The sequence below is a fragment of the Clostridium sp. NSJ-49 genome, from assembly GCF_014287725.1.
In the GTDB taxonomy this organism is placed as follows: Bacteria; Bacillota; Clostridia; order Clostridiales; family Clostridiaceae; genus Clostridium; species Clostridium disporicum_B.
In genome coordinates, this window is sequence record NZ_JACOOP010000018.1 from 1 (window position 1) to 17,677 (window position 17,677).

Annotated in this window: 16 protein-coding genes and 1 pseudogene; all 17 read right to left on the reverse strand. The window is 27.6% G+C overall.

Features of this window, described 5'->3' with window-relative positions; all coding sequences use genetic code 11:
• Positions 1-283: 283 nt before the first annotated feature.
• Positions 284-1,456: a MalY/PatB family protein gene (locus tag H8S10_RS08070; protein ID WP_186838531.1), complete on the reverse strand. Its 1,173-nt coding sequence runs from the start codon at positions 1,454-1,456 to the stop codon at positions 284-286.
• On the reverse strand, positions 1,446-2,306 hold the full coding sequence (locus tag H8S10_RS08075; protein WP_186838532.1) for a DUF3737 family protein: 861 nt from the start codon (positions 2,304-2,306) through the stop codon (positions 1,446-1,448). The genes H8S10_RS08070 and H8S10_RS08075 overlap by 11 nt, the downstream gene beginning before the upstream one ends.
• A gap of 269 nt (positions 2,307-2,575) precedes the next feature.
• Positions 2,576-2,983 carry a MerR family transcriptional regulator gene (locus H8S10_RS08080; RefSeq protein ID WP_186838533.1) on the reverse strand — a complete coding sequence of 136 codons (408 nt, stop codon included), beginning with the start codon at positions 2,981-2,983 and terminating at the stop codon, positions 2,576-2,578.
• 173 nt (positions 2,984-3,156) lie between these two features.
• Positions 3,157-3,735 carry a sugar O-acetyltransferase gene (locus tag H8S10_RS08085; protein ID WP_186838534.1) on the reverse strand — a complete coding sequence of 193 codons (579 nt, stop codon included), beginning with the start codon at positions 3,733-3,735 and terminating at the stop codon, positions 3,157-3,159.
• Positions 3,736-3,851: 116 nt separating this feature from the next.
• Entirely contained in the window at positions 3,852-5,111 is a 1,260-nt protein-coding gene (locus tag H8S10_RS08090) for an MFS transporter (RefSeq protein ID WP_186838535.1), read from the reverse strand.
• 85 nt (positions 5,112-5,196) lie between these two features.
• Entirely contained in the window at positions 5,197-5,997 is an 801-nt protein-coding gene (locus H8S10_RS08095) for an MBL fold metallo-hydrolase (RefSeq protein ID WP_186838536.1), read from the reverse strand.
• Between the two features lie 500 nt (positions 5,998-6,497).
• Complete coding sequence (locus H8S10_RS08100; protein WP_186838537.1) at positions 6,498-7,514, reverse strand: oxidoreductase; 1,017 nt, start codon at positions 7,512-7,514, stop codon at positions 6,498-6,500.
• Positions 7,515-7,523: 9 nt separating this feature from the next.
• The gene (locus H8S10_RS08105; protein WP_186838538.1) at positions 7,524-8,348 is read right to left on the reverse strand and encodes a Gfo/Idh/MocA family oxidoreductase; all 825 of its coding nucleotides are present in this window, start codon (positions 8,346-8,348) and stop codon (positions 7,524-7,526) included.
• 1 nt (position 8,349) lies between these two features.
• A complete protein-coding gene (locus H8S10_RS08110) occupies positions 8,350-8,811 on the reverse strand; it encodes a heme-binding protein (RefSeq protein ID WP_186838539.1) in 462 nt (153 codons plus the stop codon).
• 117 nt (positions 8,812-8,928) lie between these two features.
• Positions 8,929-9,765 (reverse strand): MurR/RpiR family transcriptional regulator, encoded by an 837-nt coding sequence (locus tag H8S10_RS08115; protein WP_055266844.1) that lies wholly within the window; start codon positions 9,763-9,765, stop codon positions 8,929-8,931.
• 49 nt (positions 9,766-9,814) lie between these two features.
• Positions 9,815-10,126: a MerR family transcriptional regulator gene (locus H8S10_RS08120; protein WP_347707672.1), complete on the reverse strand. Its 312-nt coding sequence runs from the start codon at positions 10,124-10,126 to the stop codon at positions 9,815-9,817.
• A 645-nt stretch (positions 10,127-10,771) separates the two neighbouring features.
• Positions 10,772-12,049: an FAD-dependent oxidoreductase gene (locus H8S10_RS08125; protein WP_186838540.1), complete on the reverse strand. Its 1,278-nt coding sequence runs from the start codon at positions 12,047-12,049 to the stop codon at positions 10,772-10,774.
• Positions 12,046-13,038: a sulfide/dihydroorotate dehydrogenase-like FAD/NAD-binding protein gene (locus H8S10_RS08130; protein WP_055265760.1), complete on the reverse strand. Its 993-nt coding sequence runs from the start codon at positions 13,036-13,038 to the stop codon at positions 12,046-12,048. Before H8S10_RS08130 ends, H8S10_RS08125 begins: the two co-directional genes overlap by 4 nt.
• Before the next feature lie 299 nt (positions 13,039-13,337).
• The gene (locus tag H8S10_RS08135) at positions 13,338-14,081 is read right to left on the reverse strand and encodes a hypothetical protein (RefSeq protein ID WP_186838541.1); all 744 of its coding nucleotides are present in this window, start codon (positions 14,079-14,081) and stop codon (positions 13,338-13,340) included.
• A gap of 115 nt (positions 14,082-14,196) precedes the next feature.
• Positions 14,197-15,531, reverse strand: a complete 1,335-nt coding sequence (locus H8S10_RS08140; RefSeq protein ID WP_186838542.1) for an APC family permease — start codon at positions 15,529-15,531, stop codon at positions 14,197-14,199.
• A gap of 19 nt (positions 15,532-15,550) precedes the next feature.
• Positions 15,551-16,153, reverse strand: coding sequence for an NUDIX hydrolase (locus tag H8S10_RS08145; protein ID WP_055265766.1), 603 nt, complete (start codon positions 16,151-16,153; stop codon positions 15,551-15,553).
• Between the two features lie 477 nt (positions 16,154-16,630).
• Positions 16,631-17,332: pseudogene (locus H8S10_RS18355) on the reverse strand (D-alanyl-D-alanine carboxypeptidase family protein); the annotation flags it as partial.
• Positions 17,333-17,677: the final 345 nt, after the last annotated feature.

Sequence of the window (17,677 nt, forward strand, 5' to 3'; positions counted from 1 at the left end):
AGAAATGGTATATTATTGCATGAAAAGAAAATAGCGTAAAGGTATATTTTTACAGAGAATAGGAGGCTTATAACCTCCTATTTGTCGTGTCAAAAAACTTGTTCATTTAGAAATAATTTCATATAAATATATGAATAAAAAATAAAAAGACCGTCTACTGAAATGATTTTAAAAATCATTTCAGAGACAGCCCCATTTATTATATTTCTATTAGATTATTTATCTTATATCTAACTTCTTAAAATTAAACTTGGTTATATTGGTTTTTCTTACATAAAATTACTTATCTTTTATTTTCAATATAACTCTTAATTCCAGCTTCAAGTCTTGATAATCCGTCTTCTAATCTGATTCTTGGGCATGCTATATTCATACGCATAAATGTTTTACCATTTCCACCATAAACATATCCATTAGATACATATAATCCTGTATTGCTTCTTATATATTTGCACAATTCTGCACTATCTTCTGTTACTTTGCTACAATCAATCCATAATAAATATGTTGCATCAGATTTAACAACCTTAAGCTCTGGTAGTTTTTCATTAATAAACTCAAGTACTACACTCTTGTTTTCTGATAAATATTCAATTAGGCCATTTAGCCAAGGCTCTCCTTTTGTAAATGCTGCTATTGTAGCCTCCATTGCAAAGGCATTAGGTTCTGCAACTTCATCTGTATTTATTCCTCTATTCACTTTCTTTCTTAGCTCTTCATTTGGAATGACAATACTTGCTGTTTGTAACCCTGCTATATTAAAGGTCTTTGTAGGAGCTATACATGTTATGCTATTTTGAGCAATTTCTTTAGAAACTGATGCAAATGGAATATACTCTTTATTGCCATAAGTTAAATCACAATGAATTTCATCTGAAAGTACAGTTACATTATGCTTTAATGCTAAATTACCTATTCTTTCAAGAGTTTCTCTATCCCAAACCTTTCCTATAGGATTATGAGGATTACAAAGAATCATTAATGTTGTTTTATTATCTGAAAGCTTTCTTTCTAAATCATCAAAATCAATATAATAATTGCTACCATCATAACATAAGTCACTAGAAAGTATCTTTCTATCATTATTAACTATTGAATTATAAAAAATATTATATACAGGTGCTTGTACAACTACATTATCTCCTACAGATGTTATTTTTCTTACTATTGAAGATATAGCTGGAACAACTCCTGTACAGAATAATATCCATTCCTTCTCTATTTTAAAGTTATGCCTCTTCTCCCACCAGTTGCTTATTGATAAATAATACTCTTCTGGAATGACTGTATAGCCGAATATACCTAACTTAACCTTATTAGAAATAGCTTCAATTATCTCAGGAGCTGTTTCAAAATCCATATCTGCCACCCACATTGGCAATTCATTTTCTTTAACATCCCATTTTAATGAATTAGTATTAAATCTATTTGTTAATTTAGAAAAATTATACTCCATCTACTCCATACCCCTCTTCAATAAAAATCTTTGTATTTAATTCATCTATATCAATATCATCCATAATTACTTCATCAATTGATTTTGCTTTGATTTTACCCTTTATAGGATTCTTTACACTTTCAATTGAAGTTGAACTTTCAACATCAATAGTTGAATATTCGAAAGCAAGATCCGTCTTTATAAATTTCGAATTTTTAATTACTAGATTTTCAACATAGCATAACCCTTGTTCACTTTTAATAAAGCAATTAATAAAAGTTAAGTTTTTTGAATTCCACCCTAAATATTCTCCAATTATTGTAGAATTATAAACTGTAACATTTTCACAGTTCCAAAATGCATCCTTTGAAATTATTTCAGAGTCGTAAACTTTTATATTTTTACCTCCATCAAAAGCATAATTACCTGATAAATTCAAATCTCTAATGTCTATATCTTTACTATTTATTCCAAAGTAATCACCTTTTGCACTTACCTTATTAATCTCAATATTATTACAATTCCATAATGTCTCTAAAGCATTAGGCATAGTTACATTTTCTAATGTAATATTTCTAGATCTTCTAAATGTTTTAGGTGCATCAATTGTACTATCTTTAATATTAATATTATCTGTATACCAAATCCCTGATCTTGCCGTTTCTAAAAATGTAGTATTTTCAACATTAATATTTTGGCAATACCATAAAGGATATTTCCATTCAAAAACACAACTTTTAATATTAATATCGCTACTCTCTTTTAAAGGCGATTCTCCATCAAAAAAATTTGAATTTACTATATCTAAATTTCTACTTTTAAAAAGTGCTCGTTCACCTGTTAATAGCTCTTCATTAATTAATTTCATAACTCTCAATCCTCTCTTTTACAACACTTCTTTTTAATATCTTAGCTATATCTTAAAAGAAACTCTTACTAATTATATCTGTGCTCAAATACCTTGTTATTATAAGGCCTAAAGTTAACTTTCACTCAAGATATTTTTTTTAATATTTTTATATATTATTTACTAAGGAAAAACACCAGGAATTATCCTAGTGTTTTCATTTTTTCAATAAATATCTATCAATAATATTTATTAAATACTTCTGTATTCATATATAATTTATCAAATAGTTATTTACTGCTTAAATCTTTATTATCCTTATGAATTGATTCACTTCCAGCCTCAATTGCTGTTTCGTAGTACCAAATTTTATGCTTAATAAGTTCCATAATATTATTTAACTCTTCTATTTGTTGCTTTACAATTTTTTCTCGTTCATGAAAAACTTCTAACCTTGCTTGTAAAGTACTATCACCTTCCATACACATATCCATATATCTCTTTATATCTTTTATTGGCATACCAGACCTTTTCATACATGATATTATTTCTAACCCTTTAAAATCTTCATCTTTAAATACTCTAGTTCCATTTTCTTTTTTTTCAATAAAAGGCATAAGTCCTTCTTTATCGTAATATCTTAATGTCGGAACTGATACTCCCATTTTTTCTGCCACTTCTTTTATGGTATATGTCATATAAAAAACTCCTTTTTCAGTGATAATTATACCTTTCTCTACTTAACTTGTAATTGTAAATTTTACATTTAAAACTTAAAAGTTGCATATTTGACGTTAAGGAGAAGGTATTTCGTTTCATTTGTATATATCATACAGGATAAAGTTAACTTTATGTCAAGACTATATGATATTTAAATTTCCGACTCTACTTCTATATTTTTAATAAATTTTGCTGGTACTCCTGCATATACACAGTTATCTGGTACATCTTTAGTGACAACTGAACCTGCTCCAATAACAGAATTTTCTCCAACTGTTACCCCTGGACAAATTATTGCTCCAGCTCCAATCCAAGCATTACGCTTAATTTTTACACTTTTTATAATTACACCACGTCTATTTTGTGGTTCTATAGGATGGTTAAGTGATAATATTTTTACCTCTGGTCCAACTAATACATTATCCTCTAAGGTGATACCACCTAAATCAACAAACATACAAGATTTATTAATAAATACATCCTTACCAATCTTTATATTTCTTCCAAAGTCAGTATTAAAAGGTGTTAAAACTTGTACAGAATTATCAATTTCACTATCTGTTATCTTTGCTAAAATCTCTCTTACTTCCTCTGGAGCTTTATACCCTAAGTTTAATTCATTTGTTAATTTTAATGTTTCTTCTAAAATTGCATTAATTTCAGTAAATATTGCATCTTTATGTGATATAAATTCCATAGTCTCTAATCTTTTTAATAAGTCCTTGCTCATATTTCCTCCTAAATTCATCATAAGCAATAAATTAATTTCAATGTCATTATATCCCTAAAGTTAACTTTACCTGCAATATATTTTTATAATTTTTCATTTTTTATCTAATATTTTTTTTATAAATTAACTACAGCATTTTCAAGCTTTAATTTTTTTGCAACTAAATAACTTTTTACTACTATATATAATAAAATTAAATTAGCGACATTAATAGTTAAAGCAATAATAAATGCATACACATAAGACCCAGTAAAATCATAAATATATCCTACTAAAGACAATGCAAATGCTCCTCCAAAATTAGTTGCAAATGAAATAATTGGATAAACAGTTGAGTAATTCTCCACCCCAAAGAAATGCTTTGTTAATAAAGCAAAACCAACTGCGCCAACTGAATAAACCGAGCCAAATAAAAATGATCCAATTAATAGTACTGTTGATGATGGTGCAAGCAATAATATAACAATTGATATAATATTTATAGCTATCATAATAATAGTTGCCTTAACTGGACCTAGTTTATCACTTATTAATCCAATTACAAGCTTTGATAAAATATTTCCAACCATACTTGCTGATAACATCATTGCTCCAATAGTTGCACTATAATTTAGAGTTTCTGCAAAACCTGGTAAATGTTGAGTTATACCTGCTATTGCTGTGTGTAATATAGCAAATACAAAAAAGCATACAAAGCTTACAGTAAAGAAATTAAAATTGTTATTATTTTTCACGACATCATTAGTTCTTTTACTTTCCTTCTCATTATATCCATATGCTAACAATCCTATCTCTTCAGGATCAATAGAAAATGGATATATTACTGCTGGAATACATAATACAATTATACTTATTCCCATTATTATATAAGCTATTTCCCATCCAAAACTCTGTATACACTTAGTAAATATAGGTGAGCATACTGCCCCCGCTATTCCACTAAAGCTTAATACAATACTTGTAGCTAAACCATGATTTTTATAAAACCACTTATTAATAATCATTGTAATAGGAACTATAGCAAACAAACCTGAACTAACTCCTCTAATAGCACCTAAAATATAGAAACCTAGTACTCCTTTAGAAAATGCCATTAAAATTGTTGAACCACCTGCTACTAATACACTAAATATTAGAATTACTTTATAAGAATACTTTTTCATAATTGCTGGTACAAATAATGATATAACTGCTGTTGCTAATAATGATATAGTTCCATGCATCGAAAAAGTTCCTCTCATTATACCTAAGCTTTCAGATACAGGAGTATAAAAAACTCCAGCTGAATTGACACAAACTCCTATTGAACTAGCTGCTAATCCACAACATACTATTAATACGATTAAATGTTTTATACTTCTATTTTTATTGTTCATATTACCTCTCCTAAAACTCATATCCCTATATACTTTTTCTATTAGCTCTTTTATATTAACCTATAGATTAAAAACATAGCCTAATTTACAATTTAAAAGCTTCTCCTGGTGCCATTATATAAATTCTATCTTCATTAATAACTTTTCCAATTAAAGCTGCTGGGTCTGCATTAAATGCATCCATTTCAGGTGCATCTACACTTCCCCAGTGTGAAAGTATAAGCTTTGCATCTGGATAGGCATTAGCAAGTTTAATTGCATCCTCTAAACCGATGTGCCATGAGTTATTAGAAAAATCAAAGATAATAACATCTGGATTTTTCATATTAAGATGCTCTTCTAAAAGACGTGAATCTCCTGGTGCCCATATAGTTCCATCCTTTGTTTCAATCCAAAATCCACAATAATCTTCAAAGTTAAACTTTCTTATTTTGCTATATTTACTACTTTCATTTTGCCATGCGTGATCTGCCGGTGTTAATGTTATATCCATATCTCCAATTTTAAATGTTTCTTCTATATTATGTCCTATCCCTTTAAGTCCTTCTTCTCTCATAAGCTCTGCAACATAATGAGGTCCATGATATGAATTACAAACCTCTGATAATTCTCTACAGGTTACTCTACTAAAATGATCATTATCACAATGTGTTATTAATATTCCATCTAAATGAGATATCTCCTCAACACTTATAGGCATATCAATTAATAATGGCATATCGAATCCTTTTAAAAGAGGATCTATCATTATACAAGTTCCTCTACTATTAATCATAACACCAGCGTTACCTAGCCAACGGATAACTGTATCTTTACTTTTATTAAACGCTTCTTTACCAAAAGCTTTTGTTTTTGGTGCTACTGCTTGTTTTATTGTTTTATTCATAAATTTTCTCTCCTTAGTTTTATAATCTTATTTAAAATACTTTTTACCCTTCTATAAATACTTTTTGCTATTGAAAAAAAATTAGATTCTTTTCCATAATTTTATTTGTTAATTATATAATAACATAAACAAATTCCATGTCTAATACTTATATTAAATACCTATATATGCTTAAAAAGCATTGTATATTGTAAGTATGTAATAATTGTACATTAAAGCAACCATCTTCATACTCAATGTACTTTTCTGTTATTCTATAATTATTGATAAATTAAACCCTTTTATTTCTTCATAACTTTCTCTCTATTTATATTTTGTATAAGATTATTTTTTAACCTGGCCTATTGATAAACACTTAATAAATCTGTCTGTAAATCAATAATTAAAATATAAAAAAATCACCGATGCTTTAGATATTAATACACCGGCGCTTATAATAAACTTACAGATTTTCCTATTAACTTTTAGTAAACTAGCTACATAAACGTAAGTATATATTCCTATTTTAAATCTTTTATACCTTGCTCTAGCATCTCCATTTGTAATAAAGTTTGTTCATCTGTTATTGTTTTTTCTTTACCGTTTATTATTGCATTATATAAATCATCGTAGACTCTCCCATAATCACCTTTTTCCGATTTTACCTTTTCTTCATGGTAATTTCCTTCATTATCATAATAAGTTAAAGTACCATAATGCTCTGGTAAATCAATACCAAAGTCCTCATTATGAGGCATATAGAATAATTTTAAATGTTCTTCTTGTCTATCCTTAGTCTGTTTTACAAAGCATCCTTTTTTGCCATACACAACAAAACTTGGTCTTTCTTTCACTCTAAAATAACTTGATTTTACCGATACCTTTAATGTTTCATAATATAAATCCAAGTCAAAATAATCATTCATTCTACCTTTACCTAATAACTGACGTACATCATAATGAATATTATCAGGTTTACCAAAATAGCTTATAACTTGATCTAAAGTATGACACCCATGTCCATATAAATATGAAGATGATGGTATGAAGTTATCAACTGATTCTGGTATATATGGTCTATAGTAGTCATAATGCATTTCTACTTCTAATAAATCTCCCAGCTTACCACTCTCAATAACTTTTTGTACTGTCAAAAAATCACTGTCAAATCTTCTATTTTGATAAGCTTGTACTATTAATCCTTTTTTCTTTGCTAGTTGAAATATTTCTTTAGCTTCTTTTGATGTTTCCATAAAAGGTTTTTCAACTAAACAATGTTTATTATGCTCTAAAGCTAATTTTGCATATTCATAATGACTATCATGTCTAGTACATACAACTATTAATTGAATTTCTTCATCATTTAATACTTCATTCAAATTAGAAGTATAAGTCACACCTTCAATTCTATCCCATGATTCATTTTTAGGATTTCTTTGATAAATTGTTTTCACCTTTATATTTTGTCTTTGTAATACAAATGGGAGATGATATCTATTTGTACTTTTTCCATTACCTATATAACCTATTGTTAACATAATTACCTCCTAAATTATCTCTATTCCAACTTGCTTTCTAGCTTCGTCTAATATTTCAATAACATTTAATGTATGATTATTATATTCCGCAACTACTTCATAATCTTTTTCTTTAATAACTCTTGCAAACTCTTTAATTTCATAAAATAATCTATTTTTATTGCTATTAAGATTATAATGTTTAATTTCACCTAAATTACTGCCTTTAATAAAATTATTAAATACATTAGCTGGCTCATCACTATGAATAAATCCTTTATCCCCTTGAATATTTATAGTGACAGGCGCTTTACAATCCTTGGCACCTATTGATACACATTTAAATGTTGGATATTCTAATGTAAGTATTCCTGATGTATCAATATTTCTTTCAACATTTGCAATATACTGTATTTTATCTGGCTTTCCAAAAAGACCTAAAATGAAATGAATATTATATACATTAAGATAATTTGGTAAATACTCATTTGAAATCGCCTCAAAAATAAATAGTTTCTTCTCATTTGCAAAACCTATTAATTCTTTAGCTTCTTTATATGAAGATACAAATGGCTTTTCAAGTATTACATTTTTTCCCGCTTCTAATGCTTCCATTGCAAATTTGTAGTGAAGGCTATTTGGTACAGCTACATATACTATTTCAATATCATCTTTAAGCATATCACTATAACTTGTGTAAATATTATTTATAGTATTTTCTTCTGCTAACTTTTTCATTATTTTTAAATCTGATTCTTGTCCTGATATACTAACTACTTCTATATCTTGAATTTCTTTTGCTGCATTTAAGAAATCTGGTACTATAGTTCCTGCACCTACAATGCCTAATTTCATATTATTCATCTCCTCTTGATAATAAGTATTTTAATCCTTTAATAATAAGTCCATGATCCTCTTCTGAAGATAATCCTGAAACTGATATTATTCCAACCGTTCCTACACTTTTAACCCTTATAGGTACTGCACCTGGAGTTACCGCATATTCTCTAGCATCACCATATTTTTCATCAAAAGTTAAATTTTCAGATTTAAGTTTATACGCAATTAGTGCTGAACTTTTATCAAATCTTTTCACAACATTAATTTTCTTTTCTATCCAATAAAAATTATTAAACGATGCATTATCATTTAAATACTCAAAAACTATATTATTATTTTTAATTATTCTAATTGCAACAGCATAATTTTTAGATATTGCAATTTCACTTATGTATTTTCCTAAAATAAATGCATCCTTATTCATAAAAGAATCTAATATAATCTCACTATCCTCTTTAAGTAATTCTTTATAATCCATGTATACTTCTCCCCTTTCAACTTCATGTTATCATACTAAAATATCTATATCTATAAATCCTAGAATTCTGAAAAAAAAGTTCAGAATTTGCACTCTAAGAGAATACAAACCTGAACTTTATTTTTGTTCTAACTTTTCTATTTTATATTTTTTATTATAATTTTTTCTAAAATCGCTGGCAAAAATAATAGCATAAATACAATTTAAAATATAATTAATTGCTATTTGAGAATAATATGTAGCTATTTTTCCTTCAACTGCTTCTCTATTAGGAAATATTATAGTTCCATCATATCCAGATATATTCTTATCGGCAGTTATAATTAATATTTTACATCCACTTCTCTTTAAAACCCTCATATATCTATCTTGAATTAGATTTTTCCCTGAATATGATACAAACAAAGCTACATCATCTCTTGTAACATTATAAGTATTAGTAGAAATCTCACCATATTGATTTGCTATAACAGTATTTATTTTTAATTTACTCAATCTATTTGCAAAACCTATTGAACTTATAAGAGAATCACCATTTGCATATATATATGTACTATTAGCATTTATTATATATTTAGCTACTTTTGAAATTGCTAAAGAATCTATTGATTCATAACATGTATCAATAGCCTCTTTAGATAAATCAGCTATTCTCTTAATTATCTCCTCTTCACTTTCTTTTTCACCAAAAGGATGATTTATATCAACATCGCTCTTTTCTTTTCGCCTTTTTTCCACTTCTTTAATAAACTGAACTTTAAATTGTCTGTATCCACTTAATCCAATTTTACGACAAAGTCGTACTATCGTTGCATTAGAAGTAAAAGTTATTGCTGCTAAATCTGATATATTAAGATTTATTATTTTATCTTGATTTTCTAATATATATCTAACTAGCTCACACTCAACAGGAGTTAAATCATCTTGAGATTTTAATCTTTCTATAATTGACATTACATTTTCCTCCTAAAATATCAGCTCTAACCTTATTAAATTCATCTATTTACTGATTTACAGCTTTCTTACGATAATAAAAAAACTGTAATCTCTCTTCTAAAGTATCGTCATCTACTAAACACATATCCATAAACCTCTTAATTTCCTTAATTGGCATACGAGAGCTTTTCATATATGAAATCATTTGTAGTCCTCCAAAATCCTCATCCTTAAAAACTCTTGTTCCGTTTTCTTTTTTATCAACAAATGGCATAAGTCCTTCTTTGTCGTAATATCTTAATGTTGATACACTTACTCCTAATTTCTCTGCCACTTGTTTTATTGTATAATTTATAGAGCTGTTCCTTCCTGCATTAATTAAAACTCATCTTATATACATCTTTAATTCTTTACTTACTATTACATTTAATTATAGTTTACTTTTAATATATTTAGCAATTGCTATCTTTAATCTATTAAGCCAATCTTCTAATCTTTTTCTTAGACATACAATTTTTATTCTTATAAATTTTTGTCCATTTAATTTAAACACTCTATTCCTAAATAGATTTTAAATTAAGCTTCATCTATATAAATATTATTATTTCTTCATATATCCCCTCAATAATATCTAATTATCAAAATGATAAGCTTTAATTATTTATCACATTAACCACATGCTGAACTGCATTCTGTTGGTTTCTTTTCTGGTTGTTTTCATTCCTCAGCACCACATTAACTACCATAGCTAAAAGCATACGCATTGTTTTTTCATCTAATTATTTGATTATTTAATAAGGGTTCATAAAAATAGAACTTTGTACTTCCCTATTGCTAGATATAAGTACAAATTATTTTCTTCAATATCTTTTATTCCCCCATAAAATCTGCTTTTTATTACTTATTCATTACCTTAACTTCTGTATCTTTAAATCTCATTTTAATTAGATAAAATATATTAGTTATATTTTAAAATTAAGCTTAAAAGCCGTTACACTAATGTAACAGCTCCTTAAATTGAAATCTATACAAGTTTTTGCTCAAATATATTATCTAAATTAACTTTCTTAATCCTATTATTAATTTCATTTATATCAGTGGTATAAAGACCTAACTCTTCCATCCTCTTTAAATATCCTGCTCCTGCAAAAGTATATCTATTCATTCTTCCTTCTCTTGTCGCTGCTTTTTCATTTGCATATCCAATTAAATCTCCTATTGCTATTGATGCTGGTAATATTAACAGCGGCATTCCTAACATAAGTCTTACAGCATTATGACCTGCTAGTGATCCTGTACATATTGCTTCTGTATGACCAACAAATAATCCTGATTTTTCTCCTGCGCAGAATAAATTATCTACTCCTACTACCTTCATATCATTAGTTCTTGGAGCTACTGAAAGGTATCTTATTGAGTTTCCTTTACTTCCTGCATAAGGATCAACGTACTTAGCATACTCTAATCCCTTAATCTTTCTAAGCTTTTCTAATGGATAATAAGTTGTCATAAGCTTAGCATGACCTGTATCTAGTAATACAATATTTTCTGCAAATTCTTTTAAAGCATATTGTTGGCATACCTTTTTATTTAACTTATCGTAGTTTACATCCTCCTCTGGAACCTTTAATACTACAACACCCTTTTGATCTAATTCATTTCTTATATCTTCTGATAAACTTTCTTTTGCAAGTTTACAAGATCCTGAAAATGCTCCTAAAGAATCATCTGCTCTTTCCCCTTGTATATCTTGAACACCGCATCTTGCACTTATACTTAGTCTTGGTCCAAAAGCTGGACACCTTAATATGCACATTGAGCATCCATTACCATATCTTAAGCAATTACCCATTGGTCCTGTAGAGCCTGTAGTTTCAATAAATACATCTCCACTTACATAAGTATCATCACTTAATAATATTCCATTTATCTTATTTTTTTCAATGTCTACATCCTTTACTCTCTTTTCGAGATGTAGTTTTATTCCCATACCTAAAAGGTATTCTCTTACTTTTCCTTCAATTATATTTACATCATATAATGTTGCATGCTTATGACCTGGAAAATCTATATTTCTGTGTTTTGCCCATTTATCTGTAAGCTTTATTAAATCTCCTGCTCCTAATGCAATAAGTTCTTCTGATGCAGTATATCTACCATTATTACGCATTATACCGCCAACATTCCCAAGTCCTAAAAGCAAATCTGTTTTTTCGTATATATGGACTTCTGCTCCTGCTTTTTTTGCTGTAATTGCAGCTGCACAACCAGCCCATCCTCCACCTACTATAATTACCTTCATATAAATCTCCTTCCCCCAAAGATACTACGCGGATCTGTTTGAACTTTGCAAAGCCTCTTTACTCTGTGACCACTAAATCTAGCGGTACAACTACCACATATTCCTTCTCCACAACACATCTTCATATTATTACAACATGATAAATCTATATCTTTTCTTTCTAATTCATCTAAATAATCTATTACTTTATAAGTTAATATATCTGCACCAGCTATATGGATTAAAGATACATTATTATATTTTATAAGTGATTTAATAGCTACTTTACCTTCTGGTGATAATTGTCCCTTTTCAATTAAATTCATCTCTTGTGGAATTAGTCCTAACTTATCTAGCCATTCTGTAACATATATATCTTCAAATGGTTGCTTATCAACAATTAAAGTAACTTTATTGTCATTTTGAACTAATTTTTTTAATACAGGTATCATTGGTGCCATACCTATTCCTCTTGCTAATACCAAAACATGATTATCTTTTTGTTTTTCTATGTTCTTTATCCCAAATACTCCGTTCCAATAAGGACCTCTTATTACTATATTTCCTTCCTTTTTTAAATCTAATATTTTCTTTGTTTTAATACCTCTTACTTCAATCATTACAGTGATTACATTATTATCTATATCAGATTCTAATATTGATATCGGAACATCGTAATAAATATTTTCATCACTTCTTATAAATATGAAACTACCTGGTTTAGCTAAATCTATTGCTAATTTATGAGGTGCTTCAAATTTAATTATTAATAATGAGTCTTCATATAAAATTCTATCTACTACCTTACAAGTATAGACTTTTCTTTCTTCTTTAGGTTTATTGCCATTATCATGAAACTCTTGGTATATGCAAACCCCTTTCCAGTTTAAGCAATCACAAAAGTTGCTTCCATGAAGCTGTGAACATAAAATACATTCTCCAGATGCTGCTAAATGACAAGGACAATACTCAGTACCAGCATCAATGCAATCTATAGCTTCCTTAAACATGCTAGCTCCTTAATTAATTTATATACACTATATAGATTATTTTCAAAATAATAAAATGTTACAACGTGTAATTTATTATAAAATTTTATTATAAAAAATATTATTTTTATAACTTAAATAATTAAAACTCTGATAAATGCTTACTTGATATAATTTAATAAAGTATAATTTTTGATATTAAGATATTAATTTCAATAAATATTTTCTCAGAAATTAATGATAAAGTTTGCTAAAACAAAAAACAGGAATTCATTATAATAATGAATTCCAATTTTACTTGATACTACTAAAAGTAATATTTATTTAACCATTTTTATATACATCTTAAAATTACTTAAAGAAATGTTATGATCTTCTAACATTTCTATAATAATATCTCTAGAATCATTTTGCTTTGATTTCTTACCAATCACTTTTTTATCAGTATTTATATTGTTAAAGTTAAGATTCTTATCACATTTGAATTTCTTATTAAGAATATCTGCTGTCTTAACTATAGTATCATCCCAACCATCAACACACTCTTCATAGTTTTCTAGTTTCAATTTACATGGTTCATAGCCTGTAAAATCTTCATAAATAAATTTTTCTATATAATCATCTAATTTTATCTCATCTGCATCTAAAGCATTCTCTTCATCGTAAGTAATTTCTTCTTTTTCTACATTTTCAACCTTTTCTATTGCTATATTTTTTTCATTGTGATTTTTTAGATTTTTATCCATCCAATTGATATATTCATTTATATCTTTATTAATCTCATATAGTTTTTGTGAAGTCTCTCGATATTTTCCACTTAACTTATAATCTCTACTTACTTTTATAACTTCAGTAGACCTATCTTCAATTATATCAATTGATTTATCCAGAGTATTTATTAAGTTATCTAATGCATCTTTAATATCTTCTCCTAATTGTGGAAATTCATTTATTACGAATTTTATAACTTCTAAATCTAGTATGTTTTCCTTCTTTTCTGTTGCTTCTGGAGTTAAATTTTCATTTTCCTCTATGTTGCTTGTAACCTTTCCAAACAATTTCATACTAATTCCTCCAAAATTATAATTTATTTCTCTTTACTAACTTATTATTCTAAAACTTGTTTTATTACAAAAAAATAAAGGAGAGATTAAATTTAATCTATCCTAAATTCTTTTGTTATGCTAATTCTAATTCTCCAGCTCTCTTCTTCCAAAAAGCTACTGAAGATAAAATAACCATACCACATACTAATGCATATACAAAGAATAATTCATTACCTAAACTACCTGTAAGTATTATTAAAGATCCAATAATAGCTAATATAGGATTTATAGTTCCTCTCCATAATCCTTTAACTTCTCCCTCACGTCCAAGTTTAAAAACTTTTACATATAAAAGAATATACATAACATAGCTTACAGTAATTGATATCTCTGAAATATCTGAATTAGATAATAATCCAAATTTTGTAGTTAAGTAATGTACTATTGTCCAAAAAATACATAAAGCAAATGCTACCATTGCTGAGTTTAGTGGCATATTTATTTTTTTATCTAATTTAGAAATATTCTTAGAATTTGGGAACATTTCTCTAATTGCTAAAGAGTATGGTAATCTTATTAATCCTAAGATTAATCCATTAACTGTTCCAATAATTGATATTATTACAAATATTAAGATTATCTTTGCCCCAAAAGGTCCTAAAATCTTATTTGCAATTAAGTCAACATGTCCATCTCCTAAGCTCATTACTGCATCAGGTCCTAAATATGTAGATACACCAACAAAGTATATAATATATACTAGTAGGATAAATATTGGTGCAATAATTAATGCTTTTGGTAAATTTCTTTTAGAATCTTTAATTTCATGTCCAATTGATGTTGCTACTATCCATCCATCAAAAGAGAATGCTATAGGAGCAATTGCTGTTATCCATCCAGCTGATTGCATTGTTGTGACATCTGAAAATGATACCTTAGATACATCACCAAATATTAATCCAATTATAGCTATAAATATTAAAGGTATTAGTTTGATTATCGTTGATGCATTTTGAAAATATCCACCTAATTTTGCTGAAAGTGTATTTGTAATAAATAAAACTATTGTAATAGCTAGTCCAATAAATATTTGTACATTTAATGTACTTTCAAATCCAAACAACATACAAATATATATACCTGCAACCCATGATACTACAGCAATTAATGTTGGAAAATATAAAAATGTTTGGAACCATCCAAATGCACATGCAACTGATTTATTATAAGATTCTTCTGCATAAGCTATAACTCCTCCAGCTTGTGAAGTTCTTGACGCTAGTTCAGAAATAGTTAAACTTCCAAATATAATTGCTATAGCTGCTAAGCCGAAAACTAAAACTCCTAAACTAATGCTTCCACCAGTTGCAACTAAAATGTTGTCGCTCTTAAAGAATATTCCAGATCCTATCACTACGCCAACTATCATAGCAATAGCTGTAAATAAACCATATTCATTTTTCTTCATAAGTAATCTCCTCTATTCTTTAGATATCTGTATTTATATTAATAAATGATTGTAAAACCATAAGACATTTAATGTCTATTTTACTATCACTTTCTAATATAGCTTTAGCTTCTTCTTTTGATATTAATAATGGCTCAAGATCTTCATCCTCTTCTAACCCATCTTTTGAAATATCACCTTCACAAGTACAATAAACTAGATTTACTGACTCATCAGTCATTCCAGGTGATAAATAAACTTTATCTCTTCCTATACCTGGTATAATTTCAACAAGATCTAAACCTGTTTCTTCTTTTAATTCTCTTTTTAATGAATTTAAAGCATCTTCTCCCTGATCAACTAGTCCTGCAGGAAGCTCATATATATAATCATTAATTGGAACTCTAAATTGTTTAACTAAAACTAACTTTTTTTCACTCTTATGAAAAGCTACTATAACTACTGCATCAACTTTATCTTCTTTTCCTTGAAGTAATGTTTCATTTAAAACTTCAGTTCCTTTTCTTGAAGCAATAGTCCAATTTTTTTCTCTACCATTCTTATTTTCATATTTTGCATTATATAAACTTAAAAATTTTGTTCTAGCTAAAACTTCAACATCTTTAATTTTAGTCTTCTTCATAACCTAACTCCTTTTATTTAACAACACTCCTATTTATTACTTAACATTGTATACTAATAAAACCAATATTTGAATATATTTTTTTCATTTTTTATTACTTTTTTTTAGATATCGTTTTCTTATTTTAAATTTCAAATTATTACTTCAATAAAAAAGAAGATACTAACTTTCACTAGTATCTTCTTTATCAGAATGACTCATAGATAAAACCGTATCGTATTTATCTTTTGAAATATTCTTATTGCATCTAATTTCTTGTCTTAAAACTTCATTTCCCTCATCTTTTAATGAAATTTTACCTATAATATCACCTTTTAATACATTCATTATAGGTTTAAAAACTTCAACTTCTAAGTTTGCCTTTTCTTTACTACCATACTGAAAATCCGCTTCTTCAACGATAGATCCTAAATTAGAAATAGCATTAGACTTAATTATCTCACTATTACTTTCTTTCTTAAAATCATAGTTTGTACAAACATAATTAAATATTTTTTCTGTAACATTCCATCTATCGCTGCAGTTTAATACTACAATAATTATGTTTCTTCCTTCATGCTTAACTGAAGATACTAAGCATTTTCCAGCACCGCCTGTATATCCTGTTTTAACTCCATTTGCATCAGGTATCTTCCACAATATTTTATTTATATTTTGATACTCTCTTGTAAAGTTATATTTATCTTGTGTAATTAATTTTTCTCCACAAATCTCTTTAAAAGTATCATTTTCCATAGCTTTTGCAGTTAATATAGCTAAATCATAAGCTGATGAATAATGTTTTTGGCTATCTAATCCATGAGGAGTTTCAAAATGTGATGTAGTTAACCCTAAACTTGTAGCATAATGATTCATAATCTTAGAAAAGTTTTCAATACTTCCTCCTAAACCTTCTGCAATAGTAATAGCTGCATCATTTCCTGATTTAAGCATTAATCCATATAAAAGCTCTCTTAGCTTAATAGTTTCTCCTGCTTTATATCCAACCTTTGACCCTCTAATACTTGCAGCATTTTTAGTTACAGTAAGTTCTCTATCTAAATCACCTTCATTTAAAGCTACTAAAGCTGTAAGAATTTTGGTCGTGCTTGCCATAGGAACTACTTCATAACAATTTTGTTCATATAAAATTTGTCTTGTTGTTCCATCTATAGCTATAGCGTTTCTTGCATTTACTCTTAATTTATCTAAAACTAAGCTATTATCTACATCATTTATCTCTCTATCTTCTGTTATTATTATTTCATCTTCCATTTCTTCACTATCTTCTTCAAAGAGAACACTAGCACTGCAAATAGAATAACTTTGCATAATTAATAGAATTGAACATATTACCTTTATAATAGTTTTCCTATTCATTCTATTCACCTCCATTTGTCTATCTGATATCTAGTTTTTTCAAAAATCTTATTTTTACTCCCAATACAATATAAATTTTATTGTTTATTTTTCATATTTTTGGATATAATCATAAAAGAGTTTAGGAGAGATTTTTATGATTTTTTTTATATTATTATTATTCTT